The organism is Crenobacter luteus (genome assembly GCF_004345725.1).
Lineage (GTDB): Bacteria > Pseudomonadota > Gammaproteobacteria > Burkholderiales > Chromobacteriaceae > Crenobacter > Crenobacter luteus.
In genome coordinates this window covers 274,072-298,972 of the sequence record NZ_SLXG01000001.1, presented here as the reverse complement: position 1 = coordinate 298,972, position 24,901 = coordinate 274,072, and the positions used below count along the sequence as shown (strand labels likewise).

At 68.7% G+C, this 24,901-nt stretch carries 30 protein-coding genes, 1 tRNA gene and 1 riboswitch; of the genes, 4 read left to right on the top strand and 27 right to left on the bottom strand.

Features of this window, described 5'->3' with window-relative positions:
* Window positions 1–142: 142 nt before the first annotated feature.
* Both EV683_RS01505 and ygfZ read right to left on the bottom strand, forming a co-directional pair.
* Entirely contained in the window at window positions 143–469 is a 327-nt protein-coding gene (locus tag EV683_RS01505) for an H-NS histone family protein (protein WP_066610573.1), read from the bottom strand.
* 96 nt (window positions 470–565) lie between these two features.
* Window positions 566–1,600, bottom strand: a complete 1,035-nt coding sequence (ygfZ, locus tag EV683_RS01500; RefSeq protein WP_165916770.1) for a CAF17-like 4Fe-4S cluster assembly/insertion protein YgfZ — start codon at window positions 1,598–1,600, stop codon at window positions 566–568.
* Between the two features lie 199 nt (window positions 1,601–1,799).
* Between ygfZ and EV683_RS01495 the strand changes: the two genes are divergently transcribed.
* The 4 genes from EV683_RS01495 to EV683_RS01480 all read left to right on the top strand — a co-directional run bounded on the left by EV683_RS01495 (window position 1,800) and on the right by EV683_RS01480 (window position 4,357).
* Window positions 1,800–1,875, top strand: a tRNA-Asn gene (locus tag EV683_RS01495).
* Window positions 1,876–2,093: 218 nt separating this feature from the next.
* Complete coding sequence (locus tag EV683_RS01490) at window positions 2,094–2,957, top strand: DMT family transporter (RefSeq protein ID WP_131861474.1); 864 nt, start codon at window positions 2,094–2,096, stop codon at window positions 2,955–2,957.
* 77 nt (window positions 2,958–3,034) lie between these two features.
* A complete protein-coding gene (mscL, locus tag EV683_RS01485; RefSeq protein WP_131861472.1) occupies window positions 3,035–3,496 on the top strand; it encodes a large conductance mechanosensitive channel protein MscL in 462 nt (153 codons plus the stop codon).
* Window positions 3,497–3,586: 90 nt separating this feature from the next.
* Window positions 3,587–3,783, top strand: a riboswitch (yybP-ykoY riboswitch).
* 10 nt (window positions 3,784–3,793) lie between these two features.
* On the top strand, window positions 3,794–4,357 hold the full coding sequence (locus tag EV683_RS01480) for a TMEM165/GDT1 family protein (protein WP_066610575.1): 564 nt from the start codon (window positions 3,794–3,796) through the stop codon (window positions 4,355–4,357).
* A 93-nt stretch (window positions 4,358–4,450) separates the two neighbouring features.
* Here EV683_RS01480 and EV683_RS01475 read toward each other — a convergent pair whose 3' ends face one another.
* The 25 genes from EV683_RS01475 to EV683_RS01355 form a co-directional block, all read right to left on the bottom strand.
* Window positions 4,451–4,711, bottom strand: coding sequence for an acyl-CoA-binding protein (locus tag EV683_RS01475; RefSeq protein ID WP_066610576.1), 261 nt, complete (start codon window positions 4,709–4,711; stop codon window positions 4,451–4,453).
* Window positions 4,712–4,866: 155 nt separating this feature from the next.
* A complete protein-coding gene (locus EV683_RS01470) occupies window positions 4,867–5,628 on the bottom strand; it encodes a DsbC family protein (protein ID WP_066610577.1) in 762 nt (253 codons plus the stop codon).
* A 13-nt stretch (window positions 5,629–5,641) separates the two neighbouring features.
* On the bottom strand, window positions 5,642–6,796 hold the full coding sequence (locus EV683_RS01465; protein WP_131861470.1) for a UbiH/UbiF family hydroxylase: 1,155 nt from the start codon (window positions 6,794–6,796) through the stop codon (window positions 5,642–5,644).
* Window positions 6,793–7,983, bottom strand: a complete 1,191-nt coding sequence (locus tag EV683_RS01460; protein WP_131861469.1) for an FAD-dependent oxidoreductase — start codon at window positions 7,981–7,983, stop codon at window positions 6,793–6,795. Before EV683_RS01460 ends, EV683_RS01465 begins: the two co-directional genes overlap by 4 nt.
* Before the next feature lie 2 nt (window positions 7,984–7,985).
* Complete coding sequence (gene pepP / locus EV683_RS01455; RefSeq protein ID WP_131861467.1) at window positions 7,986–9,281, bottom strand: Xaa-Pro aminopeptidase; 1,296 nt, start codon at window positions 9,279–9,281, stop codon at window positions 7,986–7,988.
* Between the two features lie 52 nt (window positions 9,282–9,333).
* Window positions 9,334–9,609 (bottom strand): VanZ family protein, encoded by a 276-nt coding sequence (locus EV683_RS01450; protein ID WP_243694693.1) that lies wholly within the window; start codon window positions 9,607–9,609, stop codon window positions 9,334–9,336.
* 105 nt (window positions 9,610–9,714) lie between these two features.
* The gene (locus tag EV683_RS01445; protein WP_066610591.1) at window positions 9,715–10,440 is read right to left on the bottom strand and encodes a YebC/PmpR family DNA-binding transcriptional regulator; all 726 of its coding nucleotides are present in this window, start codon (window positions 10,438–10,440) and stop codon (window positions 9,715–9,717) included.
* 111 nt (window positions 10,441–10,551) lie between these two features.
* Complete coding sequence (gene fliR / locus EV683_RS01440) at window positions 10,552–11,334, bottom strand: flagellar biosynthetic protein FliR (protein ID WP_131861463.1); 783 nt, start codon at window positions 11,332–11,334, stop codon at window positions 10,552–10,554.
* A gap of 64 nt (window positions 11,335–11,398) precedes the next feature.
* A complete protein-coding gene (fliQ, locus tag EV683_RS01435) occupies window positions 11,399–11,668 on the bottom strand; it encodes a flagellar biosynthesis protein FliQ (RefSeq protein ID WP_066610594.1) in 270 nt (89 codons plus the stop codon).
* Complete coding sequence (locus tag EV683_RS01430; RefSeq protein ID WP_131861461.1) at window positions 11,665–12,171, bottom strand: GNAT family N-acetyltransferase; 507 nt, start codon at window positions 12,169–12,171, stop codon at window positions 11,665–11,667. Before EV683_RS01430 ends, fliQ begins: the two co-directional genes overlap by 4 nt.
* Window positions 12,168–12,917, bottom strand: a complete 750-nt coding sequence (gene fliP, locus EV683_RS01425; RefSeq protein WP_424948502.1) for a flagellar type III secretion system pore protein FliP — start codon at window positions 12,915–12,917, stop codon at window positions 12,168–12,170. The genes EV683_RS01430 and fliP overlap by 4 nt, the downstream gene beginning before the upstream one ends.
* Window positions 12,914–13,360: a flagellar biosynthetic protein FliO gene (fliO, locus tag EV683_RS01420; protein WP_066610597.1), complete on the bottom strand. Its 447-nt coding sequence runs from the start codon at window positions 13,358–13,360 to the stop codon at window positions 12,914–12,916. The genes fliP and fliO overlap by 4 nt, the downstream gene beginning before the upstream one ends.
* Complete coding sequence (gene fliN / locus EV683_RS01415; protein ID WP_407919276.1) at window positions 13,357–13,830, bottom strand: flagellar motor switch protein FliN; 474 nt, start codon at window positions 13,828–13,830, stop codon at window positions 13,357–13,359. The genes fliO and fliN overlap by 4 nt, the downstream gene beginning before the upstream one ends.
* Complete coding sequence (gene fliM, locus EV683_RS01410) at window positions 13,823–14,833, bottom strand: flagellar motor switch protein FliM (protein WP_066610598.1); 1,011 nt, start codon at window positions 14,831–14,833, stop codon at window positions 13,823–13,825. Before fliM ends, fliN begins: the two co-directional genes overlap by 8 nt.
* A 101-nt stretch (window positions 14,834–14,934) precedes the next feature.
* Window positions 14,935–15,447: a flagellar basal body-associated FliL family protein gene (locus tag EV683_RS01405; protein WP_066610599.1), complete on the bottom strand. Its 513-nt coding sequence runs from the start codon at window positions 15,445–15,447 to the stop codon at window positions 14,935–14,937.
* 102 nt (window positions 15,448–15,549) lie between these two features.
* Window positions 15,550–16,440 carry a flagellar hook-length control protein FliK gene (locus EV683_RS01400; RefSeq protein ID WP_131861457.1) on the bottom strand — a complete coding sequence of 297 codons (891 nt, stop codon included), beginning with the start codon at window positions 16,438–16,440 and terminating at the stop codon, window positions 15,550–15,552.
* 82 nt (window positions 16,441–16,522) lie between these two features.
* On the bottom strand, window positions 16,523–16,975 hold the full coding sequence (gene fliJ / locus EV683_RS01395; protein WP_066610602.1) for a flagellar export protein FliJ: 453 nt from the start codon (window positions 16,973–16,975) through the stop codon (window positions 16,523–16,525).
* Window positions 16,976–16,985: 10 nt separating this feature from the next.
* On the bottom strand, window positions 16,986–18,368 hold the full coding sequence (fliI, locus tag EV683_RS01390; RefSeq protein WP_131861455.1) for a flagellar protein export ATPase FliI: 1,383 nt from the start codon (window positions 18,366–18,368) through the stop codon (window positions 16,986–16,988).
* Window positions 18,361–19,143: a FliH/SctL family protein gene (locus tag EV683_RS01385; protein WP_131861453.1), complete on the bottom strand. Its 783-nt coding sequence runs from the start codon at window positions 19,141–19,143 to the stop codon at window positions 18,361–18,363. Before EV683_RS01385 ends, fliI begins: the two co-directional genes overlap by 8 nt.
* Window positions 19,133–20,131, bottom strand: coding sequence for a flagellar motor switch protein FliG (fliG, locus tag EV683_RS01380; RefSeq protein ID WP_066610606.1), 999 nt, complete (start codon window positions 20,129–20,131; stop codon window positions 19,133–19,135). The genes EV683_RS01385 and fliG overlap by 11 nt, the downstream gene beginning before the upstream one ends.
* Window positions 20,124–21,833, bottom strand: a complete 1,710-nt coding sequence (gene fliF / locus EV683_RS01375) for a flagellar basal-body MS-ring/collar protein FliF (RefSeq protein WP_066610608.1) — start codon at window positions 21,831–21,833, stop codon at window positions 20,124–20,126. The genes fliG and fliF overlap by 8 nt, the downstream gene beginning before the upstream one ends.
* Window positions 21,834–21,888: 55 nt before the next feature.
* Window positions 21,889–22,209 carry a flagellar hook-basal body complex protein FliE gene (gene fliE / locus EV683_RS01370; RefSeq protein WP_066610610.1) on the bottom strand — a complete coding sequence of 107 codons (321 nt, stop codon included), beginning with the start codon at window positions 22,207–22,209 and terminating at the stop codon, window positions 21,889–21,891.
* A 17-nt stretch (window positions 22,210–22,226) separates the two neighbouring features.
* Complete coding sequence (locus tag EV683_RS01365; RefSeq protein WP_131861451.1) at window positions 22,227–23,591, bottom strand: sigma-54-dependent transcriptional regulator; 1,365 nt, start codon at window positions 23,589–23,591, stop codon at window positions 22,227–22,229.
* Between the two features lie 18 nt (window positions 23,592–23,609).
* Window positions 23,610–24,302 (bottom strand): chemotaxis protein CheB, encoded by a 693-nt coding sequence (locus EV683_RS01360; protein WP_066610613.1) that lies wholly within the window; start codon window positions 24,300–24,302, stop codon window positions 23,610–23,612.
* Between the two features lie 111 nt (window positions 24,303–24,413).
* Complete coding sequence (locus EV683_RS01355) at window positions 24,414–24,872, bottom strand: low molecular weight protein-tyrosine-phosphatase (protein ID WP_131861449.1); 459 nt, start codon at window positions 24,870–24,872, stop codon at window positions 24,414–24,416.
* Window positions 24,873–24,901: the final 29 nt, after the last annotated feature.

Genomic DNA, 24,901 nt, shown 5'->3' with positions numbered 1-24,901 from the left:
GCGGCCGCCCCGGCGTGAACGGGGCGGCGTTGGCAACAGCGGTTGCAACGATTTCCAGAGCTTCTGGCTGACGACACTTCGCTTCATGCCGGCCAGATGGGGCTTCACACTGCCGGCATCAAGTAGGTTTTGTTAGCGACTCTCAGTGGCGAATCAGCAGCTCGTCGAGCTGGTGACCCTGGTCAAGCAGCGCCTGAACCCAGGACGGCTTGCGGCCGCGGCCGGTCCAGGTCAGCGACGCATCCTGTGGGTGGACATACTTGGCTTCGACCGGTTTGCGCACCACGGCGGTCGTTTTGCTCAATACCTCTTCCAGATTCAGACCGTAGGTTTTGGCGATTTCCTGGATCTGCTTGCGGGCCTTGGCCTTTTCTTCCGATTCACGACGCTTGAGCTCGCTTTCCACTTCATTGCGCAGCTTGATCAAATCGGCGTATTCGAGGGATGGCAGTTGCTGGACGAGTTCCATTCCGGTGGCTTCCTAGAGTTTGTTTTCACTTGCTGAATCAGATTGATTCAATTTAACGACCCCGGAAATGATTCGTCAAGAAAAACCACGCGAAAATCAATTACTCGCGGGCAAGTCATAAGGCAAAGTCAAAGGGCTCAATCTGACTCCCTCGGGCGAGCCGACGAAAATACCTGACTCCCAAGCGGCCGCCTGGACCACGACCAGCAGCTCCATTTGCGCCTCGCCGGTACGCACGATATTCGCCACCATTCCGATCGTCTGCCCGGGAACAGAAGGAGAATACAGCGCATCGCCGACGGCCACCTCCGCCGCAACGGTGGCACGGAACAAACGGCGCTTCAGCTTGCCCAGATACTGCGTGCGCGCGACGATTTCCTGTCCCGGATAGCAACCCTTTTTGAAACTGACCGCGCCGATCAGATCCATATTCGCCATTTGCGGAACGAATTGCTCCTGGGTCGGACGCGTGACCCAGGCGATACCCGCCGCAATATCGAAGGCATCCCACGCCTGATTGCCGATCGGGCGCACCGCCTTATCAAGCAACGCGGATACGCTCTTAAGTGCCGTCATTTCCGGCAAGGCCAGCAGATAGCTTCCCGCCCTTTGCCGTATCGCCACGCCCCCGGCGGTCTCGCTCAGGAGCATCGCCTCCGAGGGCACGATCAGACCGATCGCAGCCAGCACATCGATCGCGGCCTCTCCGGCCACACCGAGCAAACGGTATTCACGATCGACACGCTCGATTTTGACCTTGGAGCGCAACACGAACATCGACAGACGTTTCTGGATCGCGTCCGCAATATCGGCCGACAACATCAGATAGAAATCATCCCCTTGCCGCCATACGAGGAAACTCGCCAGCATCCTGCCCTTCGCGCTGGAATAGCTGCTGTATTGCGCATTCGTCCCGTTCAATTCGCGCAGATCGCTGGAAAGCTGGCCCTGGAGAAAATCCAGCGCGTCTGCGCCTGACACGCGCAATAACGCGAACTGGGTCAGGGGCGAGAACACGGTTTGCCCGTCACGCGCCGCCTGCAGTTCCCGTGCATGCCCTTCGAAAACCAGACGACCTACCGCATCGAAATGCCCGCCATGCGCCGAACACCACGCCTGCCATTCATCCATCATGATTTCCTTCCCTATCTATCCTTAAAGCCGTAGCGAAACAGTCTACCAACATGAGGGCGACAAAGCGCGAATCAAGCACAAAACCATTTCTTTTTACATTCAACGACTTGGCGTTATCAACGCAGAAACCGGCAATTTTCCGCACGAAAATGGTTGACAAGCCAAAACGGCACCGGTATAGTTCTCCTCCATCGATTCCCTGATAGCTCAGTTGGTAGAGCGACGGACTGTTAATCCGCAGGTCGCAGGTTCGAGCCCTGCTCGGGGAGCCAAATTCCAAAACGTCACAGCCTTGCTGTGGCGTTTTTCCATTTGTTCGACACTCGTCGATGGCTCACCTCGACACGGGCAGGCGGCCCGGTTGGCCGAGCCTGTTTCTTCGCCGCCGCACATTCTCGGCCACGCAGCATGCCCGCGACCGCACACGGTTGATGACGGTGCGTTGCCATCGGGATTGCGCTTAGAATGACCTTTTGCGTTCAATCCACCCATGCTGCGCAATCCCATCCATGCGGCCGCCGGAGCGATCCTCCTGTGGGCTTCGCTCGCCACCCTCGGCGCCCTCACCAAGACCCTACCGCCCTTTTTCGTGGTCGGCGTCAGCCTCTGCATCGGCAGCCTGCTCGCCCTGCCCCGGCTCAAGGAATGGAAAGTCCCGGCCGGCACGCTGGCGGTCGGCCTTTACGGCCTGTTCGGCTACCATTTCCTGCTGTTTTTCGCCTTCCGCCACGCGCCGGCGATGGAGGCGAACCTGCTCAACTATCTGTGGCCGCTGCTGATCGTGCTGCTGGCCCCGCTGCTCGTCCCCGGCACGATGCTGACGCGGCGCCACATCGTCGGCGGCCTGCTCGGCTTCGTCGGCGCGGGGCTGATCGTCAGCGGCGGCCGTCTGGCTTTCGACAGCGCATCGGCCTTCGGCTACGGCCTCGCGATCGCCGCCGCCTTCGTCTGGTCGACCTACAGCCTGCTGACCAAGCGCCTGCCGCCGTTCCCGACCGGCGCGGTCGGCGGCTTCTGCCTGCTCTCCGGCCTGCTGTCGCTCGCCTGCCACGCCCTGTTCGAACCGGCGGTCGCGCCGAGCGCCGGCCAGTGGGCCAGCCTGGTCGGCCTTGGCGTCGGCCCGATGGGCGGCGCCTTCTTCCTGTGGGACCGCGCGATGAAGGACGGCGATCCGCGCCAGATCGGCGCGCTGTCCTACACCACACCGATGCTGTCGACGCTGCTTCTGGTCGCCAGCGGCGAGGGGCGGCTGACGCCGCTGACCGGCGTCGCGATCTGCCTCATCCTCGGCGGCGCGCTGCTGGGCACCGTCGACCGCCGGCTACTCAAGACGCTGCGCCGGCACCGCGCATGAGCGCACGACAGCCCTTGCCCGGACGCCCGGCGCGCCGTATGGTGAACAAGGAATGCAAATTCGATAAGGAAAAGACGATGGTTATTTTGAAGGAATTCAAGGAATTCGCGATGCGCGGCAACGTGATCGACCTCGCGATCGGCGTGGTGATCGGCGGCGCATTCGGCGCCATCGTCAAGTCGCTGGTCGACGACATGATCATGCCGCCGATCGGCCTTTTGATCGGCAACGTCGACTTTTCGAACCTGTTCTGGGTGCTCAAGGACGGTGCCAAGACGGCCGGCCCCTACGTATCGGTCGCGGCAGCCAGGGAAGCCGGCGCGGTGACCTTGAACATCGGCCTGTTCATCAACGCCGTCATCAGCTTTACCATCGTCGCGTTCGCGATCTTCATGCTGGTCAAGACCATCAACCGTCTCAAGCGCGAGGAAAAGGCCGAGGAAGCCCCGACGCCCGCGAGCAAGGAATGCCGCTACTGCCTGTCGAGCATTCCCGAAAAGGCGACGCGCTGCCCGCACTGCACCTCGCAGCTGGACTGACCCCCCTCGGCCAACGGTCCGCGCGCGGGCCGTTTCGCCCGCGGCGCGCCCTGGCGGGCTTGCCTGCGCGGCCGGCTTTGGCTTATCATCCGCGCTGTCTTGGGGGAGTAGCCGCCGCGCTTGATTGACGCGGGCCCGCCGTCAACAGACTTGGCCAGCCGTCGCTGCGACGGCATCCACGGCCATGGCGCGGGCAACCTATACGGTCTGGCAAGACTCATGACTCTTCACCCTGTAGCGGGCCGCGCGGGGTGGACGAGTCATGAACGTCGCGCGGCCCCCGGAAATCCCACCCTGATGGAAGCCCTGCTCGTCTCCACCGGCATCGTCGCCCTCGCCGAAATCGGCGACAAAACCCAGCTGCTCGCGCTCTTGCTGGCCGCCCGCTACCGCAAGCCCGCGCCCATCGTCGCCGGCATCTTCGTCGCCACCCTGGCCAACCATTTCTTCGCCGCGCTGCTCGGGCAATGGATCACCTCGCTGCTCGGCCCCGACGTGCTGCGCTGGATCCTCGGCGTTTCCTTCATCGCGATGGCGGCGTGGATGCTGATCCCCGACAAGCTCGACGACGACGCCCGCGTGTTCGACCGCTTCGGCGTGTTCGGCGCGACCACGCTCGCCTTCTTCCTCGCCGAGATGGGCGACAAGACGCAGATCGCCACCGTCGCGTTGTCGGCGCGCTTCGACACGCTGACCGCGGTGGTCGCCGGCACTACGCTGGGCATGATGATCGCCAACGTGCCGGCGGTCTTCCTCGGCGACGCCGCCGCCAAGAAGCTGCCGGTCCGGCTGGTGCACGGCATCGCCGCCGCGATCTTCGCCGCGCTCGGCGTCGCGACCCTGCTCTACCCGCTCGCCTGAGCGCTCGGCCAAGCCTCAAGCCTGGCCGAGCCAGCAGGCAAAACGGCCACCGCGCAAAGCGGTGGCCGTTTTTTCATCGACGCCGGTAAGCGCTTACTCGGCGAGCAGGCGCTGCACCACGTCGATATAGGACTGCATCGCCTGATCCGGCGCGGTGCCCTTGAGCTTGTCCCAGGCGTCGTACTTGGCGCGGTTGACGAAATCCATCATGCCCGGGCGCTCGCCGCTGACGTCGCCGTCGGTGGCTTGCTTGTAGAGGGCGTACAGCTGCAGCAGCGTCTGGTTGTCGGGACGCTCGGCCAGGGTCTTGACGTCGGCTTGCGCTTTTTCGAATGCGGCTTTGAGGTCGGACATGCGGTTTCCCTTCGTGTTGGCGACCGGCCTCCCCGGCGGGGCGGCCCGGCCAAATTAAAACAAACGTTCGAATTTATTATCCTGCGACGGGAACTGTAGCACGAAATCCGTCTTTGGAAAGCACCGCCATTTCCGGCCCGGGACCGCGCGTCCGCCTAGTCGGCGGCCTTCTCGGCGAGCCAGCGCTCGACCTGTTCGAGCGGCTGCGCGCCGGCGACCAGCCGGCCGCTCGCGAACACCAGCGCCGGCGTGCCGTTGACGCCCAGCGAGTCGCCTAGCTTCTGCAGCCGCGCCAGCGGCGTCGCGCAGTCGTCGCGACCGGACAGCGGCCGGCCGTCGCGCATCAGCCCGGTCCACGCGGCGGCGCGGTCGGCGCTGCACCAGATCTGGCGCGACTTGCGCTCGGCGTCCGGATGTAGCTGCGCGATCGGGTAGAGGAAGGTGTAGACGGTCACGTTGTCGAGGCGGGCGATCGTCTCGCGCTCGAGCTTCTTGCAGAACGGGCAGTCCGGATCGGAGAACACGACGAGCTTGCGCGCGCCGTTGCCGCGCACCTCCTTGACCGCGTCGGCCAGCGGCAGGCTCTTCCAGTCGACGCGCGACAGCGCTTCCATGCGCGCCTCGGTCAGGCTCTCGCGCTTTTGCACGTCGATCAGGTTGGCGTCGAGGAACAGATAGTTGACCTTGGCGTCGGTGTACATGATCTGCCGGCCGGGCAGCACCACCTCGTAGATGCCGGGCAGCGGCGTCGCCGACACGCTCTGGACCGGGCGGTTGGGAAAACGCGCGGCGAAGGCTTTCTTGACCGCGTCGGGCGACGGCGACGCCGGCCTGGCGTCGGACGGGGAGCCGGCCGAACAGGCGGTGAGCGGCACGAAGGCGGCGATAAAGGCGGCGGTCAGCAAACGTTTGTTCATGCGAAATCCAGATTCAGAAGCCGATGGCGTGGCGCACCAGCTCGCGTTTGAGCGGGGTGAGCCGGTTGGTGAGGTTGAGGCCGGTATTGCGCAGCCACGGCAGCCCGGGCAACCCCTTGCCGTGGAACAGCTTGAACAGGCCGTCGCAGGTCAGCTGCATCGCCGTCACCGCCTCGCGGCGCGCGCGCTGGTAGCGGCGCAACAGCAGCCAGTCGCCGGCGTCGCGCGCCGAGGCGATCAGGCCGGCGAGCGTCGCCGCGTCCTGAAAGCCGAGGTTGACGCCCTGCCCGGCCAGCGGGTGCACGGTGTGCGCGGCGTCGCCGACCAGCGCGACGCGCTCGGCGACCACCGCCTCGGGCCGGATCAGCCGCAAGGGAAAGGCGGCCGGCCGGCTGACGAGCGAAAGTTGGCCGAGCTCGAAGCCGCCGGCTTCGGCAACCTTGGCGCAGAAGGCGTCGTCGCCCTGCGCGAGCAAGGCGTCGGGCTCGAAGGTGGACCACACCATCGACACGTGCTTGCCGGCCATCGGCAGCCACGCAAGGATGGAATCGCCGGTGAACCACTGGCGCGCGACGTCGCCGTGCGGCTTTTCGCAGGCGAAGTTGGCGACCACGCCGCTCTGGCCGTAGGGGTCGACGCGCGCGGTCAGGCCAGCCTGCTCGCGCACCCACGAGTTGGCGCCGTCGGCGCCGACCGCCAGCCGCGCGACGAGGCGCCGGCCGTCGGACAGCGTCAGCTCGGCCGCGTCGGCGCGCGTGGCGAGCGACACCGGCTTGGAGCCGGACAGCACGTCGACGCCGGCCCCGGCCAGGCTCGCCCACAGCGCGGCGAGCAGCCAGCGGTTCTCGGCGATCCACGCCAGCGCCTCGCCGCCGGCCTCGCGCGCGTCGAAGTCGATCTCGCCGCCGGCGTCGCCGTGCACCTCCATGCGCGCGATAGTGCCCAAGCGCGACGCGTCGGGCCAGGCGCCCAGGCCCTCGAGAAAGCGCCGGTTGGCCGGGCTGACCGCGTAGATGCGCGCGTCCCAGCCTTCGGTGATGCGCGAAAAATCGGGCACCTGCCCTTCCACCAGCGTCACCCGCCGCCCGGCGCGCGCCAGCGCGAGCGCGAGGCTCGCGCCGACCAGCCCGCCGCCGACGATGACGACATCCGCGTCGAATCCCTTCATACCATCCCGTCCAAAGAGGCGCCGCCGACGCCGAACACCAGGTGGCCGGCGAAGCGGCGGCGCAGCGCCGGCGCGGCGTCCAAGAGGTTCATGCCAAGGCCGCGCGCGGCAGAAAGCAGCGGGCCATGGCCGTCGAAGAAGCGCACCAGCTGGTGCGTGAAACCGACCACCGCGCCGCTGTCGAGCGCGCGCGCGCGCTCGTAGGCCGACAGCGCCGCCGCGTCTCCCGCATCGGCCGCGCCGGCCAGCGCGGCGGCGAGCGCCAGCGCGTCGCGGATGCCGAGGTTCAGCCCTTGCGCCGCGACCGGGTGCAGCGTCTGCGCGGCGTTGCCGATCAGCGCGACGCGGCGCGCGACGCGGCGGCTCGCCTGTTTGAGCGTCAGCGGGAAGAGCGCGCGCGAACCGGCGACGCGGAAGGCGCCGAGCCGCTCGCCCATCGCCTCGGCCAACTGTCTTTCCAGCTCGGCCGGGTCGCCGTCGCGCAGTTCGCGCGCGTCCTCGGGCGTGCGCGTCCACACCAGCATGAAGCCGTCGCCGCGCGGCAGCAGCGCCAGCGGGCCGCGCTTCGAGAAGCGCTCGTAGGCGACGCCGCGGTGCGGCAGCTCGCTCGCCACCTCGGCCAACAGCGCCGCCTGGCCGTAGTCGTGCACGCGGCGCGTCAGGCCCGGCAAGCCGTCGACCAGCTCGCCGCCCTCGGCCAGCACCACCAGCCGCGCGGTCACGACGCGCTCGCCGGCCTCGCCTTGCAGCGTGACGCGCGCGTAGGCCGACAGCGGGTCGACCGCGGCGACGCGCGTGCCCCACGCGATCGGCAGCGCGGCCTCGGCCAACCTTGCCGCGAGCGCGGCAAAGAGCGACGGGTAGTCGACCACCACGCCCAGGTGCGGCAGGCCGAGGTCGTCGCGCGACAGCACGGTGCGGCCCCAGCCGCCCTGCTGCGACACGTGCACGGTGTCGATCGCGGTGGCGCCAAGATCGTCGCGCCAGACACCGGCATCGGCCAGCGCCGCGCGGCTCGCCCACGACAGCGCCAGCGCGCGCGCGTCGCGCACCGGCGCGCCTTCGGGGCGCGCCTCGATGAGCGCGACCTGGCGACCGGCCTCGGCCAACTTCAGCGCGGCCAGCGCGCCGACCGGGCCGGCGCCGACCACCAGCACGTCGACGTGCTCCGGAAGCGGAAGCGCCATGTTCACTCCTTGGCGGCGCGCATCAGCGCCTCGATGTCGTCGACCGCCTTGGGCGCGCCGGCGGTATAGACCTCGTGGCCGGTCGCGGTGACCAGCACGTCGTCCTCGATGCGGATGCCGATGTTGTGGAACTCGGCCGGCACCTTGTCGGCCGGACGGATGTAGAGCCCCGGCTCGACCGTGGTGCACATGCCCGGCACGAAGCGGATCCAGTCGCCGCTGGCGTCCTTGCGGCCGCCGACGTCGTGCACGTCCATGCCGATCCAGTGGCCGAGACCGTGCATGTAGAACTGGCGGTAGGCGCCCGATTCGATATTGCCGTCGACGCTGCCGGTCAAGAGCTTCAGGTCGACCAGGCCCTCGACCAGCACCCTGAGCGCCGCGTCGGCGAAGTCGTTCCACGCGACACCCGGGCGCACCGCTTCGATGCCGGCCGCCTGCGCGGCGAGCACGATCTCGTACACCGCGCGCTGCGGGCCGGAAAAGCGGCCGTTGACCGGGAAGGTGCGCGTGATGTCGCCGGCGTAGCCCATGAACTCGCAGCCGGCGTCGATCAACAGCAGCTCGCCGTCGGCGAGCCTGTCGCGATTGCCGACGTAGTGCAGCGTGCAGGCGTTGGCGCCGCCGGCGACGATGCTCTCGTAGGCCGGATGGCGCGCGCCGTGGCGCACGAAGGTATGCAGGATCTCGGCCTCGATCTCGTATTCGTAGCGGCCGGCGGCACACGCCTGCATCGCGCGCACGTGCGCCTCGGCCGAGATCGCGCCGGCGCGGCGCAGCGTGGCGATCTCGGCCTCGTCCTTGATGAGGCGCTGCGCGTCGATCAGCGGCATCAGGTCGGCGAAGCGCGCCGGCGCCGGGCCGAGGTTGCGCGCGCCGCGCGCGGCCTCCAGCCAGCGGCCGACGCGCGCGTCCCAGTCGGCGCGGCGGCCGACGCCCCAGTACAGCGTGTCGGCCTCGGCCAACATCGGCACGATGCGCTCGTCGAGCTCGTCGATCGGGTAGGCCTCGTCGAAGCCGAAGGCCTCGCGGGCGCCGTCGGGCCCGTGGCGGAAGCCGTCCCAGATCTCCATGTCGGGATTCTTGGCGCGGCAGAACAGCACGCTCTTGCCGGCGCGCGCGTCGAGCACCAGCACCGCCTCGGGCTCGGTGAAGCCGCTCAGGTAGCAGAAGTGGCTGTCGGCGCGGTAGGGATAGTGGGTGTCGGCGTTGCGGCGGGCCTCGGGCGCGGTCGGCAGGATCGCGAGACCCGAGCCCATCGCGCGCATCAATTGCTGTCGTCGTGCGGCGTACTGCATGCGTCACCTCGGAAGGGTTGGTGGGGGATAGACCGCGGCGCGGTCGGGGCGTTCAGCGTTGGCCGAGCCGGCGCGACGCCCACCACAGCGCGAGGCCGGCGCCGGCGAGGTCGGCCAGCGCGTCGAGCGCCTCGGGGCTGCGGTCGCTCGTCAGCCAGCCCTGCAAGGCCTCGGAACCGAGCGCCCACGCGGCGAGCGCGAGCCAGACGCGCGCGCGGCGCCAGCCGGTCGCGCCGGCCAGGAGCCACGCCTGCACGGCGAACAACGCGGCGTGGCCGAGCTTGTCCAGGTACGGGATGGCACCCGGCGGCGAAGCCGGCTTCAGCAACAGCCAGACCGTCAGCGCCCACCAGGCAAGCGCCGCGGCAGCATACCCCGTTCTATGCGAAAAAGGCTTGCGCGAAGGCAAGCCTGGGGCCGGATGCGGCAACGCTCAGTCCTCGAGCACCGCCGAGGTATAGACCTCCTGCACGTCGTCGAGGTCCTCGAGCGCGTCGAGCAGCTTCTGCATGCGCACGGCGTCGTCGCCGCTCAGCACGGTATCGTTGAGCGCGCGCATCGTCACCTCGCCGTCCTCGGCCTTGAAGCCGGCGGCCTCCAGCGCGGCCTTCACGTCGGAGAAGGCGTACGGGTCGGTGATCACCTCGATCGAGCCGTCGTCGTTGGTCACGACGTCGTCGGCACCGGCTTCCAGCGCCGCTTCCATCAGCGCGTCCTCGTCGACGCCCGGCGCGAACAGCAGGTAGCCGCAGTGCTTGAACTGGAACGCGACGCAGCCGTCGGTGCCGAGGTTGCCGCCGTACTTGGAGAAGGCGTGGCGCACGTCGGCGACGGTGCGCGTCTTGTTGTCGGTCATGCAGTCGACCATCACCGCCGCGCCGCCGATGCCGTAGCCCTCGTAGCGCAGTTCCTCGTAGTTGACGCCCTCGAGGTTGCCGGCGCCGCGGTCGACCGCACGCTGGATGTTGTCCTTCGGCATGTTGGCGTCGAGCGCCTTGTCGATCGCCAGGCGCAGGCGCGGGTTGGCCGAGGCGTCGCCGCCGCCGAGGCGCGCGGCCACGGTGATTTCCTTGATCAGACGGGTAAAGACCTTGCCGCGCTTGGCGTCGGCGCGTTCCTTCTTATGCTTGATGTTCGCCCATTTGCTGTGGCCAGCCATGGTTACCTCGATTGTTGCCTTGGGCGGCGCGACGCCGCCGGTTGGGGGGATAGACCGGGCAATTCTATCAAAAAGCGGCGCGCACGGCCCGCCCGCCGGCGGGTTTTCGCCCTAGCTTGCGGGCGTTCTGAGCCAGGCGAGCGCGAATTCGAAGGCCGCGCGGTACATGGTCTCGACCGCCGGCAGCAACAGCGGCAGCGAGAAGTACAGCGCGACGAAGCCGACCATCAGCGTCAGCGGAAAGCCGAACGAGAACACGTTGAACTGCGGCGAGGCGCGGGTCATCACGCCGATCGCGAGGTTGGTCACCAATAGCGCGGCGACCACCGGCAGCGACAGCCACACGCCCCAGGCGAACAGGTGGCCACCCCACTCGGCCAACGTGCGCCAGCCCTCGACCGGCAGGCTGCGGCCGATCGGCAGCACGGTGAAGCTGTCGACCAGCGTGCCGATCAGCACCTGCATGCCGCCCATCACGAGAAACAGCAGGAAGACGAAGATGGACAGCAGCCGCGCGACGCCCGGCACCTGCGCCGACGACATCGGGTCGAAGAACAGCGCGAAGCCGAGGCCCATCTGCGTACCGATCACGAAGCCGGCCAGTTCGACCGCCGCCATCACCAGCCGCATCGCGAAGCCGATGCCGACGCCGATCAGCACCTGCTGCACCAGGATGGCGACCCCCTCGGCCGACACCAGCGGCACCGCCGGCAAGGGCGGCAGCACCGGCACGACGAGCACGGTCAGGAACAGCGCGAAACCGGCCTTGAAGCGGCGCGGTACGCCGCGCGTGGCCAGCAGCGGGTCGGCGAGGATCAGGCCGACGATGCGCGCGAACGGCCAGACGAAGGCGCCGACCAGCGCGTTGATCTGTGCGTCGGTGATCGTCAGCATGCGCGGACGGACGGACGGGACGAAGCGGCGCGGGCCGCGGCGGGCGGGGTCGGCGCCACGGCGGCTACCCGATCGCCGTCGGGATGCTCTGGAACAGGCGCACCGTGTAGTCGATCAGCGTGCCCATCATCCACGGTCCGGCCAGCACCAGCACCAGGAACATCGCCAAGAGCTTGGGGATGAAGGTCAGCGTCATCTCGTTGATCTGCGTCGCCGCCTGCAGGATGCTGACCAAGAGGCCGACCAGCAGCGACACCGCCAGCACCGGCGCGGCGACCAGGATCAGGATGTAGAGCGCGTTCTGCACCAGGTTGATCGCGTATTCGGGACTCACCGCGCGCACCTCCCCGGCTCGGCCAGGCTGGCGCGCATGATCCAGTTCTCGAGCGCGACACCGTCGCGCCACGCGAGGTGGTCGCGCTCGACGACGAAGCCGGCGCGCTCGAACAGCGGCCGCGCGCCGTGGCTGGCGTAGACGGTCAGCGCAGCCAGCCCCGCGCGACGGCCCTCGTAGAGCAACGCGCCGACCAGCCGCGAACCGACACCGCGGCCCGCCGCCCACGGCGCGACGTAGAGCATGTCGAATTCGCCGTCGAACAGCAGCCACGCGAAGCCGACCAGCCGGCCATCGTCGGCGAGCGCCTTCACGCCCCAGGCACGAGCGAGCCTCCTGGCCCAGCCGTCGCGCCAGGCGTCCGGCATCGCGCCGGGCGGCGCCCACGCGGCGCATTGCTCGGGACGGTAATGACGCCGGCCGAGCGCGTGCACCGCGTCGACGAACAGCGCGTGACAGTCGGCCAGATCGGCCTCGGCCAAGGTATCGAGCAGTATTTTCATCCGGTGTAGAAACTCTGGACCAGCGAGCCCATCAACAATGTCCAACCGTCGACCAGCACGAACAGCATCATCTTGAACGGCAGCGAGATGATCACCGGCGACACCATCATCATACCCATCGCCATCAGGATGCTGGCGACGACCAGGTCGATGATCAGGAAGGGGATGAAGATCATGAAGCCGATCTGGAACGCGGTCTTCAGTTCGCTGACGGCGAAGGCCGGGATCAGCGTCTTCATCGACACCTCGGCCGGCGTCGCCGGCTTGGGCGAGCGGGAGATCTCGATGAAGAAGGCCAGGTCCTTCTCGCGCGTCTGCCTGAGCATGAAGGCCTTCATCGGCTTGGACGCCTCGTCGATCGCGACGTCGAAGCCGATCTTCTCCTCGGAGAACGGCACCCAGGCCTTGTTATAGACCTCGTCGAGCGTCGGTCCCATGACGAAAATGGTCAGGAACAGCGACAGCCCGATCAGCACCTGGTTGGGTGGCGCCTGCATGGTGCCGAGCGCCTGCCGCAGCAGCGACAGCACGATCACGATACGAGTGAAGGCGGTCATCATCAACAGCATGGCCGGGATGAAGGTCAGCCCGGTCATGAACAGCAGCATCTGCAGACTGAGCGAATAGCTCTGCCCGCCGCCGGCGGCCGGCGAGCTGGTCATCAGCGGCAGCCCGGCGGCGAGCGCGATGCCGGGCAAGAACAGCGCCGCCGCCCAGGCGAGCTTGCGTTTCGGGGACATCTTCATTCCGGGTCGCGCGGATCGCGGGAAAAGGGGTTGGGGCCGGCCTTCTTGCCGAGCGCCGCCTTGAGCCACTGCGCGAACGGCGGCTCGCCGGGGCCGACGCCCGGCACCGGAGCGCCCTCGGGGCGCGGCCGGCGCGCCAGCAGGTTGACCTGCTGGCCGGTCACGCCGAGCACCAGCCATTCGCCGTCCAGCTCGACGACGACGACGCGCTCGCGCGGGCCGACCATCACGCCGCCGATCACCTTCAGGTACTGCGGCAGGCCGCCGAACTTGCCCTGCATGCGCCGGAAGGCCCAGCCGCAGGCGACGATGGCGCCGACCACCAGCGCCAGCGCGACGATGACCTGCAGCAGGCCGGCCAGCGGCGAGGCCGGCGCCGCCGCCTCGGCCCAGGCCGGCAGGGAGAGCGCCGCGACCGCGGCGCACGCGATGCGGCGGCTCATTTCTGCAGGCGGCGGATGCGCTCGGCCGGCGTGATGATGTCGGTCAGGCGGATGCCGAACTTGTCGTTGACGACCACCACCTCGCCCTGCGCGATCAGGCAGCCGTTGACCAGCACGTCCATCGGTTCGCCCGCCAGGCCGTCGAGCTCGACCACCGAGCCTTGCGCCAGTTGCAGCAGGTTGCGGATCGCGATCTTGGTGCGCCCGAGCTCCACGGTCATGTTGACCGGGATGTCGAGGATCATGTCGAGGTTGTGCGGCATGGCGGCCGCGGCGCCGGCGGTGCCCTGGCCGAAGTCCTGGAACAGGCCGGTGGCCGGCTTGGCCGGCTCGGGCGCCGCGTCGGCGCTTTCCTGCTCGGCCATCGCCGCGGCCCAGTCGTCCATGCTGACTTCGTCGCCGCCCGTCGCGGCGGTATCGCCGGCCATCGCCGCGGCGAAATCGGGGTCGAGTTGCTGTTCGTCAGCCATCGTTGTCGTCTCCGCTGGCCGGCTCGCCCAGTTCGTGGGCGCCGGCGAGAATTTTGTCCACCCTGAGCGCGTAGCGACCGTTCAGGGTTCCGTACTTGCACTCGAGCACCGGGATGCCGGACACGTCGGCGACGATGTGCTCGGGAATGTCCAGCATCACCACGTCGCCTGCCTTGAGGTTCAGCACCTGGCCGAGCGTGACGCGCGCCTCGGCCAACGTCGCGACCATCTCGACCTCGGCGGCCTGCACCTGGCTCGACATCAGCTTGATCCAGCGGTTGTCGACCTCGGTGCGGTCGGCCTGCATCGTACTGGACAGGATGTCGCGGATCGGCTCGACCATCGCGTACGGCAGGCAGATGTGGAAGTCGCCGCCGCCGGCGCCCAGCTCGATGTGGAAGGTCATCGCGACCACCACCTCGGTCGGCGTCGCGATGTTGGCGAACTGGGTGTTCATTTCCGAGCGCAGGTAGGTGAATTCGATCGGGTAGACCGGCTCCCACGCCTTCTGGCACTCGGTGAACACCACGTCGAGCAGGCGGTGGATGATGCGCTGCTCGGTCGGCGTGAAGTCGCGCCCCTCGACGCGCACGTGGTAGCGGCCGTCGGAGCCGAACAGGTTGTCGACGACCAGAAATACCAGGTCCGGGTCGAAGATGAACAGGCCGGTGCCGCGCAGCGGCTTCATGTGCACCAGGTTGAGGTTGGTCGGCACCACCAGGTTGCGGATGAATTCGCTGTATTTCTGCACCCGTACCGGGCCGACCGAGATCTCGGCGTTGCGGCGGATGAAGTTGAACAGCGCGATGCGCAGGTTGCGGGCGAAGCGCTCGTTGATAATTTCGAGCGTCGGCATCCGGCCGCGCACGATGCGCTCCTGGCGGCCGATCTCGTAGCTGCGCACGCCCTGGGCGTCGTGGGCCTCGCTGCCCTCGTCTTCTTCGCCGGTGACGCCGCGCAGCAGCGCGTCGACCTCTTCCTGCGAGAGGATCTCGTCGGCCATGCTAGCCTCCGCCGCCGCGACGGCGGATAAGGGATGCGCCGCGCGCGCGCGCGCGGCGGGACGCTGCCGCCGCGGCGGCCATGGTCACACGCATGAGGGCCCTACTGCTCCTGGATGATGAAGGACGTGAACAGCACCGAGTCCACCGGCTCCTCGTCGCCGGCGTCCATCGATTCGTTGATGATCTTCTTGACCTGCGCCTTGAGCTTGACCTTGCCGTCCGGCGTCGCCAGCTCCTCGGCCGACTTCGACGACAACAGCAGGATCAGCGCGCTGCGCACCTTGGGCATATAGTCGGTGAAGCGCTTTTTGGCGTCCTCGTCGACCAGTTCGGCCTGCATCTCGATCTGCAGCATCGCACCGGTGTTGCCGGCGAGGTTCACGACGAAGGTGTCGAGCTTCTGGAAGATCGGCGGACCGTCCTTTTTCTTCTTCTTGACGGGCGCCTCGACCGTTTCGGCGTGCGCCGCGCCCCCCTTCTGCATGCTCGAGAAGACATAGGCCGTCAGCGCGCCGACCGCCGCCAGGACCAGCACCAGAAGTACGATGACGATCACCAGCAGCTTGTTGGCGCCGCCGCCGGCCTTTTTGTCCTTTTTCTGCTCTTCTGCCATGAAGCGAATCCGTGCGGGTTGAACCTTGGGGATGATAAGCGATTTTCAATCGGTCGCCCGCAAGTGTACCGCACGGATCGCAGGGAAAGACAGCCTGCCGCTTTACGCGAAGATGCTCAGCACGCCGCGCGCGGCGCGGATGGCGGCGAGGGTGTCCGGCTCCTCGTCGGCCGCCCCCGCCTCGCCGCGGCCGCGCGCCTGCGCGAAGGCCTGCTGCTGCGCCTGCCCCTGCCCGCTGGACACCTGCGCGTCGGTCAGCTGGATGCCGCTCTCGGCCAACATCGACGACAGCCGCGACAGGTTCTGCTCGACCGCGTCGCGCGCGCTCGGGTTGAAGGCGACGAACTGCACCTGCGCCTGGTTGTTGGCGTCGAGCTTGAGCGACACCTCGATCGGCCCCAGGTGCGCCGGGTTGAGCTGGATGTGGGCCGTCTCGGCCTTCAGGTTGACGAGGCCGAGCAGTTGCTCGCCCAGCGCGCGGCCCCATCCGGGGTCGCTCAACGGCAGCGGCACCGCGGCCGCGACCGGCGCGGCGGCCTTGTGCGCGGACTCGAAGGCGCGCACGCCCGTCTCCTGGCCGGGAACGGAGAAGGCGGCAGGAGCTTCCACCTCGGGCGGCAATTTTTGCTGGCCGGCACGCCGGCCGCCCAGCGCGGACAGCAGGAAGCCCGACTCGGCGGACGCGGTGTCGGACGCGGCGGACGCGACGCCGTCCGGCGGGGCCGGCGGCGCCTGCGGCACGACCGGCACCATCTGGAAATAGGCGAGCGCGGCGGCAGGGTCGCCGCCGTCGGCGACCTTGACGCGCTTGGCGGCGCCCGGCGGCTCTTCCGCGCCGGGCGCGGCGGACGGCGAAACGCCGCCCCCCAGTTCGCCGAGCTCGGCGCCGAGCAGGGCCGCGAACAGCATGCCGTCCTGCGGCAGGGCAAGGTCGGCGCCGGCGGCGTTGAACCCCTTGGGCAGGGCGGAGGTTGCGCTTACGGTCAGGCTCATGATGGCTCCCGAATGATCGGTCGTGACGGTCGAAGCAAAGTATTAGCAAGAGTCGTGCCAATTTCCGGCAGCAGCGCTCGCGCTAGTCGGTCTTGCCGCGGCTGGCGTTCCAGAACTGGCGCGACGCGAACTCGTCCATCGCCTTCTGCTCGCGACGTCCTTCCCTGAGCAGCGCACGCTCGGCCTCGCGCTCCATCAGCTTGTCGAAGGCCATCACGCGCTTGCGCTCGTTCTGCCAGCCCTGCCGCTCCATCAGCAGCCGCTGCAGGCAACGCTCGACCTCGCCGTTCTGCAGCGCGACCGCCTCGTCGAGCTTGCCGAGGAAGAGCCGGAAATCCTGCCACTGCGCGACGCCGACGCCGGCCTGGCCACGCGCGGTGAAACGGGCGCGGTATTCGTCGCGGTAGGCCTCGAGCTGTTCGAGCCGCTGGCGCGCGTCGGCGAGCCGCCCCTGCGCGCGCTGCATGCGCTCGGCGGCGGCGGCCTCGCGCTCGTGCGCGAGTTGCTTGAGCAGCTGGTACTTGCCGCCGGCCATGCCTCAGTCCTCAGGCCAGCGTCGCATCCAGCTGCTGCACGGTCGACGCGTAGTCGTGCGACTCGTGTTGCGGCTGGGTCAGGAAGCTCGTCATCGGCAGCTGGCGGCGCATCGCCTCGTCGAGCACCGGGTCGGAACCGGGCACGTAGGCGCCGACGCTGATCAGGTCGCGGTTGCGCTGGTAACGCGAATAGAGCTGCTTGAAGCGGCGCGCCTGCTCCATCTGGCGGCGCGGCACGACGTCGACCATCACGCGGCTGATCGACTGCTCGATGTCGATCGCCGGGTAGTGACCGGACTCGGCCAACTCGCGCGACAGCACGAAGTGGCCGTCGAGGATGGCGCGCGCCGAGTCGGCGATCGGGTCCTGCTGGTCGTCACCCTCGGACAGCACGGTGTAGAAGGCGGTGATCGAGCCGCCACCCTCGGCGCCGTTGCCGGCGCGCTCGATCAATTGCGGCAGCCGCGCGAACACCGACGGCGGATAACCCTTGGTCACCGGCGGCTCGCCGATCGCCAGCGCGATCTCGCGCTGCGCCATCGCGTAGCGGGTCACCGAATCCATCAACAGCAGCACGTCCAGCCCTTGGTCGCGGAAGTACTCGGCCAGCGCGGTCGCGTAGGCCGAGCCGTGCAGCCGCATCAGGGGCGGCAGGTCGGCCGGCGCGGCGACGACGACGGCGCGCGCGCGCCCTTCCTCGCCGAGGATGTTCTCGATGAAGTCCTTGACCTCGCGGCCGCGCTCGCCGATCAGGCCGACGACGACGACGTCGGCGCGGGTGAAGCGCGCCATCATGCCGAGCAGCACCGACTTGCCGACGCCGGAGCCGGCGAACAGGCCGAGGCGCTGCCCCCGGCCGACCGTCAGCAGGCCGTTGATCGCGCGCACGCCGACGTCGAGCACGTCGTGCACCGGCGTGCGCCCGAGCGGGTTGATCGGCTGGCTGTAGAGCGGGTAGTAAGCGTCGGGGTGGATCGGCCCCTTGTCGTCGAGCGGCCGGCCGAGCGAATCGAGCACGCGGCCGAGCAGGCTCAGGCCGACCGGCACCTGACGGCCGACGGCCGGCGGCGCGGCGGTGTCGCCGGCTGCCCGGCCGTAACGCGGCGGCGCCGGGCTGGCGAGCGGGGTGACCGGCGTGCCCGGCAACAGGCCGTGCACATTGGAAACCGGCATCAGGTACAGCTTGTCGCCGGCGAAGCCGACCACCTCGGCCTCGACCGAGTGGTGGTCGGACAGCTCGACGCGGCAGGCGCTGCCGACCGGCAGCTTGAGGCCGACCGCCTCCATCACCATGCCGGTGACCTGGGTCAGCCGGCCGGCCGCCCGCCACAGCGGCTGGGCGGCGGCGGCGCGCGCCGCGTCTTCGAGGAAGGCACGCTGACGCTCAAGCATCGCCGCCCCCGTCCAGCCCCAGCGCGGCGGCGAGCGCGGCGCGGCGCGCTTCGAGCGACAGGTCGAGCGACACCGAACGGGTGTCGATCACGCAGCCGCCGCGCTCGAGCGTCGCGTCCTCCTGCCACTGCCAGACGGTGGCCGGCGCCTCGGTTTCGAGAAAGTCGCGCACCGTGGCCAGATCGTCAGGGTGCACGCGCACACGCGCGCGGCCGAGGTCCTCGCGCCAGTCGGCCAGCGCCTCGGCCAACAGCGCGCGCAGCGCGTCGGGGCGGGACGCCACCGTCACGCGCGTCAGTTCGGCGGCCAGCTCGAAGGCGAGCTTCAGCAACGACGGCGCCAGTTCGGCCTCGAGACGGGCGAGTTCGGATTCGAAACGTTGGCCGAGCTCGGCCAGCGGCGCGAAGCGCTCGGCGAAGGCCGCGGCGGCCTCGTCGCGCGCGGCGGCGAAACCGGCCTCGCGCCCTTCGGCCAAGCCTTGCGCGTGGCCGGCGGCGAGCCCCTCGGCGTACCCGGCCTCGTGGCCGGCCTGCCAGGCTTCCTGGTGGATGGCCTCGAGCTCGGCGGCAGTCGGATAGGCCGGCGGCGGCTCGACCGGCTCTTCGGGGTGCGGCTCGGGTGCCGCCGGCTCGACGGCGGCCGGCCCGGGCTCGGGCGTCGCGGGAGCGGCGACCGCATCGGCCGGCGCCGCGCGCTCGGGGAGCAGCTCGCCCGGATGCCAGCGCGACCAGGCGTCGAGCGCCTCGCCCGGGATGATGCCGGCCTTATTCGACAAGGCCTTCGTCCCCGCCCTTGCCGCCTAGCACGATCTGGCCTTCGTCGGCGAGCTTGCGCACGATCTTGAGGATTTCCTTCTGCTCGGCCTCGACCTCGGACAGCTTGACCGGGCCGCGCGACTCGAGGTCGTCGCGCAGCATCTCGGCGGCGCGCTGCGACATGTTGCGGAAGATCTTGTCGCGCAGCTCGTTGCTGGTGCCCTTGAGCGCGATCACCAGCGAGTCGGTCTGCACCTCGCGCAGGATGGTCTGGATCGAGCGGTCGTCGATGTCCATCAGGTTCTCGAACACGAACATCTTGTCCTGGATGCGCTGCGCCAGCTCCGGATCGTATTCGCGAATGTAGTTCAGCGCCGACGCCTCGACGTTGCCGCCCATGAAGTTGAGGATCTCGGCGGTCATCGACACGCCGCCGGCGGCGCTCTTCTTGATGCGGTCCGAGCCGGACAGCAGCTGGGTCAGCACCTCGTTCAGCTCCTTGAGCGCGGTCGGCTGCACGCCCTCGAGCGTCGCGGTGCGGATCAGCACCTCGTTGCGCAGGCGCTCGGGGAAGTACTGCAGGATCGCGCTCGACAGGTCGGGCTCGAGGTGGACCAGGATGGTCGAGATGATCTGCGGGTGCTCGTTGCGGATCAGGTCGGCGGCCGAGTTCGGGTCCATCCACTTCAGGCTCTCGATGCCGCTGTGGTCGTTGCCCTGCATGATCTTGTCGAGCAGGTTGGCCGCCTTGTCGGCGCCGAGCGCCTCGGTCAGCACGTTGCGCAGATACTCGTCGGACGCGCCGATGCTGGCGCGCGCCGCGCACTCCTCGCGGAACTGCCTGACGGCCGTGTCGATTTCCTCGTGGCTGAGGTTGCTGATCGCCGCCATTTCCAGCGACAGCTTCTGCACCTCCTTCGGACCGAGGTATTTGAACACCTCGATCGCCTCGCTCTGGCCGAGGCTGAACAGGAGCACCGCGCTCCTGCGGATACCGGCTTCACTCATCGCTGCTGATCCATTCCTTGATGATCTGGGCGGCCATGCGCGGGTCGGACTTCACCAGCTCGCGCGCGGCCTCCAGGTTGCTCAGGTACTGACGGCGCTGCGCCTCGCGCGGGTCGAGCGGCTCGCCCGGCTCCAGTTCCTCCTCGTCGCCGGCCACCGCCAGCAGCGTGCCGCCCTGGGCCTCGGCGGCGCCGGCGGCCTCCGGCTCGGCCGGCTTCTCCTTCTTGAGCACGTCGCGCACGATGGGCCGCACGACGCCAAACAGCAGGTAGAGCACCACCAGCGCCAGGAGCGCGTACTTGACGAGGTCGGTCGCGTTCTGGCTGGCGAATTCGAGCGCGCGCTCCTGCAGCGAGGGCTTGGGCAGCGAGTCGGCGAAGGCGGCGTTGACCACGTTCAGCGTATCGCCGCGATCCTGGCTGAAGCCCATCGCCTCGCGCACCAGATTGTTGATCTGGTTGACCTCCTGCGCGGTCAGCGGCGTCGGTTTGAGTTCGCCGTTGCGGTCCGGCAGGTTGCGGTAGTTGACCACCACCGCCGCCGACAGCCGCTTGACCATGCCCTTGGGCAGCTTGGTGTGCTGGATGGTCTTGTCGACCTCGAAATTGGTGGTGATCTCGCGGTGCAGCGTGCCGCTGGCGCCCATGGGCTGGCCGGACAGCGTCGCGGTGCCGGGCGCGGCGCCCGGCGGCAGCGTGATCGGCGCCGACGCGGCGGACGGAGGCTGGTTCGACAGCGCGCCGGGCACGCCGCCCGGCAGCGGCGAGCCCTGCCCGAGGCTTTCGACGATCTGCTGGCTGCGCGTCGCCGACGGGTTGGGCGAGGAGTTCGGCCGGTAGGTTTCCGAGGTCTGCTCGACCTCGGAGAAGTCGAGCTGGGCGGTCACCTGCGCGCGCACGTTGCCCTTGCCGAAGATGGGTTCGAGGATGGCCTCGATGCGCTTGACGAAGTCGTGCTCGATCTGGCGCACGTAGTTGAGCTGGCGCTGGTCGAGGCCGGAGGCGTTGTTGACGTCGGGCAGGTTGGACAAGAGGTTGCCGTCCTGGTCGACGACGGTGACGTTCTTGGCCGGCAGGCCGGGGACCGAGCTGGACACGAGATGCAGGATGCCGGCGATCTGGCCGGCGTCGAGGATGCGCCCGGGGTTGAGCTCGAGCATCACCGACGCGGTCGGCTGCTGCTGCTCGCGCACGAAGACGCTCTGCTTGGGTACGGCGAGGTGGACGCGCGCGCTGTTGACCGAAGCGACCGCCTCGATGGTGCGAGCCAGTTCGCCCTCGATCGCGCGCTGGTAGTTGACCTGCTCGGCGAACTGGCTGATGCCGAACTTCTGGTTGTCCATCAGCTCGAAGCCGACGCCGCCGGCCTTGGGCAGGCCCTGCGCGGCGAGCTTGAGGCGGGTCTCGTAGACCTTGTCGGCCGGCACCGAGATCACGCCGCCCTCGCCCAGCTGGTAGGGGACGTTCATCTGCTGCAGCGCAGCGGCGACCTGGCCGCCGTCGCGGTCGGACAGATTGGCGAAGAGGATTTTCTGCGCGGGCTGGCGGTTCAGCAGCACCAGACCGACAATGACCGAGAAGAGCGCCGCGATCGCGACGAACAGCAGCACCTTCCGGTTGGTGGGCAGCGCCTTGAACCGTTCGACCGATTCGTTGACGCGGGATTTCCAGGCAGGCGTAGCGTTGTCTACCAGTTCAGCCATACAGGGGTTCGCGCGTTAGCGATCCGCCGCCGCCGGCCGGAAGCGACCCGCAGCGTCAGACCTGGGTATTCATGATTTCCTGGTAGGCGGTCACCAGCTTGTTGCGGGCCTGCACCATGGTCTGGAAGCTGAGGCTCGCCTTTTGCAGCGAAACCATCACGTCCTGCAGGTTGACCCCTTCCTCGCCGAGCTCGAAGCGCTTTTGCAGGTCCTGCGACGCCGCCTGCGCGGCGTTGACCTGGTCGAGCGTCGCCTTGAGCACGTCGCCGAACTCGACCTGCGGTGTTTCGGCCGTCGCCGCGCCCGACTTGCCGGCCGCCATGGCCTGGCTCGCGCGCAGCTCGGCCAACATGTGGTCGATGCCTTGCAGGGACATAGTCACTCCATCTTGCCTTATGACGGACCAGCTTTCCCGGCGCCCAGCGATTCTTCGCGGTAGCGCTGCAGCTTGTAGCGCAAGGTGCGCTCGCTGATGCCGAGCTTCTCGGCGGCGAGTTTCTTCACGCCGCCGACGGTCGCCAGTGTATCCAGAATATGACGCTTCTCCAGCGCCCTCATGTCGTGGACGGGAGTCGCCTCGGGTTCGAGATCGGGCAAGGAGGACCGCGCGGTTTCCGCGGCGCCGGAGCACGGCGGCAACATCAGGTCGGCGGCAAGAATTTCCGCCCCGGCGGCAAGAATCACCGCCCGCTGCATGACATTTTCCAGCTCGCGGATGTTACCGTCCCAACTATGAGCAGTCAATCGACGCTCCGCCTCGCCCGAGAGGACCATGCCGGCTCTGCCGGCGGCCTCGCAATACTTGTCAAGCAAGCGCCGTGCCAGCGGCAGAATATCCTCGCGGCGCTCGGCCAGCGACGGCAAGCGCAAGGGGAAGACGTTGAGCCGGAAATAGAGGTCCTCGCGGAAGCGGCCGGCGTCGACCTCGGCCGACATGTCGCGGTTGGTGGTCGCCAGCACGCGGATGTCGAGCCGGATCGCGCGGCTGCCGCCGACGCGCTCGACCTCGCGCTCCTGCAGCACGCGCAGCAGCTTGGCCTGCAGCGGCAGCGGCATTTCGGAAATCTCGTCGAGCAGCAGCGTGCCGCCTTGCGCCTGCTCGAACTTGCCGGGCATGGCCGCGGTCGCGCCGGTGAAGGCGCCCTTTTCGTGGCCGAACAGCGTCGACTCGAGCAACGACTCGGGGATCGCCGCGCAATTGACCGCAACGAAGGGGCCGTCGGCTCGGCGCGAGTGGCGATGGATGAAGCGCGCCAGCACCTCCTTGCCGGCGCCCGACGGACCGGACAACAGCACGGTCGCGTCGCTGACGGCGACGCGGCGCGCGAGCGACAGCACCTCCCGCATGCGCGGCGAGGCGGTCAGCGCCTCGCCGTCGCCGCCGTCGGCGGGCAGCTTCAGCAGGTGCTTCTCGACCTCGGCGATCAGCGTCTGCGGCTCGAAAGGCTTGAGCAGGTAGTGGCTGGCGCCGGCGCGCAACAGGTCGATCGCGCGCTCGATCACGCCGTAGGCGGTCATCAGGATGAAGGGCACGCCCGGGTAGCGGCGCTTGACCTCGTCGAACAGCGCGTAGCCGTCCATCGGCGCCATCTGCGCGTCGGAGACGATCAGGCCGACCGGTTCGCGGCGCAGCACCTCGAGCGCGGCGCCGCCGTCGACGGCGGACAGCACCGGGTAGCCGGCCAGTTCGAGGGTGTCGGTCAGCGCTTCGCGCAGGTCGGCGTCGTCCTCGACGACCAGGATGGGCAGCGATTTCATGCGGCGGTCTTCGTCTTCTCAAGAATGGGCGGCGCGCTGCGCGGCGAGCGCGACGAGCTTGCCGGCGATCGCGCCGATCGGCAGCACCTCGTGGGCGGCGTTCAGCGCGATCGCCTCCTTGGGCATACCGAACACCACGCAGCTGGCCTCGTCCTGCGCGAGATTGTACGCGCCGGCCTCCTTGAGCTCCAACAGGCCCTGCGCGCCGTCGCGCCCCATGCCGGTCAGGATCACACCGAGCGCGTTGCGGCCGGCGACGTTGGCGGCCGAGCGGAACAGCACGTCGACCGACGGCCGGTGCCGGTTGACCGGCGAGCCCTGGCTCAGCGACACCGCGTAGCCGACGCTGTGGCACGGCTTGACGACCAGATGCGAATGACCGGGCGCGATGTAGACGGTGTCAGCCATCACCCGCTCGCCATCCTCGGCCTCCTTGACCCGGAGCTTGCACAGCGAGTCGAGCCGCGCGGCGAAGGTCTTGGTGAACATTTCCGGCATGTGCTGCGCGATCAGGATGGCCGGCATGCGCTCGGGCAGCGCGGTCAGCAGCACGCGCAGCGCCTCGGTGCCGCCGGTCGATGCGCCGATCACGATCAAGGGCTGTCGGCCGATCGCCAGCCGTCCCGGCTGGCGCGGCAGGATCACGTCGGCGCTCAGGCAGGGCGCCACTGCGAGCGGGCCCTTGCCGTCGCCGATCTGGAACTGTCCCATCTTCCCTCTTTCGCACGCTCAAGATTGTCGACCCGCGGAAGGCGGGCATAGTCAAGAAATACTATCGTCATTCCCTGCCGCCGGCCACGGGCGCGGCCGGGCCCGTCCGCTTCAACCTTGTCGCAGACGCGCCAGCCAGCCGTCGCAGGCCGCCTCGACCAGGTCGAGCACGGTGTCGAAGCCCTGCGCGCCGCCGTAGTAGGGGTCGGGCACCTCGTCGACGCCGCCGTCGAGCACGTCGAGCAGCAGCGCGAGCTTGTGGCGGTGTTCGGCCGGGCAGCGCGCCGTCAGCTCGGCGAGGTTGCGCCGGTCGGCGGCGAGGATCAGATCGAAGCGCTCGAAGTCGTCGGCCTCGACCCGGCGCGCACGCAAGCCGTCGAGCGCGTAGCCGCGCCGCGCCGCCGCGGCGCAGGTGCGCGGGTCCGGCGCCTCGCCGACGTGGTAGCCGTGGGTGCCGGCCGAATCGACCCGCCAGCCGTCGAGCCCGGCAGCCTCGAGCCGCGCGCGCATCACGCCCTCGGCGGTCGGCGAGCGGCAGATATTGCCCATGCAGACGAACAGGATGTGCATACCGTCTCCCGAAACAGTGCTTGGCGCCC

What these genes read in the sequence shown, in the direction of transcription:
- EV683_RS01490 (WP_131861474.1), top strand. Translation starts at nt 2,094, where the DNA reads ATGCTGCGCAATCCCATCCATGCGGCCGCCGGAGCGATCCTCCTGTGG.
- EV683_RS01360 (WP_066610613.1), bottom strand. Translation starts at nt 24,302, where the DNA reads ATGGGACAGTTCCAGATCGGCGACGGCAAGGGCCCGCTCGCAGTGGCG.
- EV683_RS01445 (WP_066610591.1), bottom strand. Translation starts at nt 10,440, where the DNA reads ATGGCTGGCCACAGCAAATGGGCGAACATCAAGCATAAGAAGGAACGC.
- EV683_RS01405 (WP_066610599.1), bottom strand. Translation starts at nt 15,447, where the DNA reads ATGGCAGAAGAGCAGAAAAAGGACAAAAAGGCCGGCGGCGGCGCCAAC.
- fliJ (WP_066610602.1), bottom strand. Translation starts at nt 16,975, where the DNA reads ATGGCCGGCGGCAAGTACCAGCTGCTCAAGCAACTCGCGCACGAGCGC.
- EV683_RS01470 (WP_066610577.1), bottom strand. Translation starts at nt 5,628, where the DNA reads ATGAACAAACGTTTGCTGACCGCCGCCTTTATCGCCGCCTTCGTGCCG.
- EV683_RS01505 (WP_066610573.1), bottom strand. Translation starts at nt 469, where the DNA reads ATGGAACTCGTCCAGCAACTGCCATCCCTCGAATACGCCGATTTGATC.
- EV683_RS01400 (WP_131861457.1), bottom strand. Translation starts at nt 16,440, where the DNA reads ATGAGCCTGACCGTAAGCGCAACCTCCGCCCTGCCCAAGGGGTTCAAC.
- EV683_RS01460 (WP_131861469.1), bottom strand. Translation starts at nt 7,983, where the DNA reads ATGGCGCTTCCGCTTCCGGAGCACGTCGACGTGCTGGTGGTCGGCGCC.
- fliI (WP_131861455.1), bottom strand. Translation starts at nt 18,368, where the DNA reads ATGCTTGAGCGTCAGCGTGCCTTCCTCGAAGACGCGGCGCGCGCCGCC.
- EV683_RS01430 (WP_131861461.1), bottom strand. Translation starts at nt 12,171, where the DNA reads ATGAAAATACTGCTCGATACCTTGGCCGAGGCCGATCTGGCCGACTGT.
- EV683_RS01465 (WP_131861470.1), bottom strand. Translation starts at nt 6,796, where the DNA reads ATGAAGGGATTCGACGCGGATGTCGTCATCGTCGGCGGCGGGCTGGTC.
- EV683_RS01365 (WP_131861451.1), bottom strand. Translation starts at nt 23,591, where the DNA reads ATGAAATCGCTGCCCATCCTGGTCGTCGAGGACGACGCCGACCTGCGC.
- fliO (WP_066610597.1), bottom strand. Translation starts at nt 13,360, where the DNA reads ATGAGCCGCCGCATCGCGTGCGCCGCGGTCGCGGCGCTCTCCCTGCCG.
- EV683_RS01475 (WP_066610576.1), bottom strand. Translation starts at nt 4,711, where the DNA reads ATGTCCGACCTCAAAGCCGCATTCGAAAAAGCGCAAGCCGACGTCAAG.
- fliF (WP_066610608.1), bottom strand. Translation starts at nt 21,833, where the DNA reads ATGGCTGAACTGGTAGACAACGCTACGCCTGCCTGGAAATCCCGCGTC.
- fliG (WP_066610606.1), bottom strand. Translation starts at nt 20,131, where the DNA reads ATGAGTGAAGCCGGTATCCGCAGGAGCGCGGTGCTCCTGTTCAGCCTC.
- mscL (WP_131861472.1), top strand. Translation starts at nt 3,035, where the DNA reads ATGGTTATTTTGAAGGAATTCAAGGAATTCGCGATGCGCGGCAACGTG.
- EV683_RS01355 (WP_131861449.1), bottom strand. Translation starts at nt 24,872, where the DNA reads ATGCACATCCTGTTCGTCTGCATGGGCAATATCTGCCGCTCGCCGACC.
- fliM (WP_066610598.1), bottom strand. Translation starts at nt 14,833, where the DNA reads ATGGCCGACGAGATCCTCTCGCAGGAAGAGGTCGACGCGCTGCTGCGC.
- ygfZ (WP_165916770.1), bottom strand. Translation starts at nt 1,600, where the DNA reads ATGGATGAATGGCAGGCGTGGTGTTCGGCGCATGGCGGGCATTTCGAT.
- fliN (WP_407919276.1), bottom strand. Translation starts at nt 13,830, where the DNA reads ATGGCTGACGAACAGCAACTCGACCCCGATTTCGCCGCGGCGATGGCC.
- fliR (WP_131861463.1), bottom strand. Translation starts at nt 11,334, where the DNA reads ATGCTGACGATCACCGACGCACAGATCAACGCGCTGGTCGGCGCCTTC.
- fliP (WP_424948502.1), bottom strand. Translation starts at nt 12,917, where the DNA reads ATGAAGATGTCCCCGAAACGCAAGCTCGCCTGGGCGGCGGCGCTGTTC.
- EV683_RS01480 (WP_066610575.1), top strand. Translation starts at nt 3,794, where the DNA reads ATGGAAGCCCTGCTCGTCTCCACCGGCATCGTCGCCCTCGCCGAAATC.
- pepP (WP_131861467.1), bottom strand. Translation starts at nt 9,281, where the DNA reads ATGCAGTACGCCGCACGACGACAGCAATTGATGCGCGCGATGGGCTCG.
- fliE (WP_066610610.1), bottom strand. Translation starts at nt 22,209, where the DNA reads ATGTCCCTGCAAGGCATCGACCACATGTTGGCCGAGCTGCGCGCGAGC.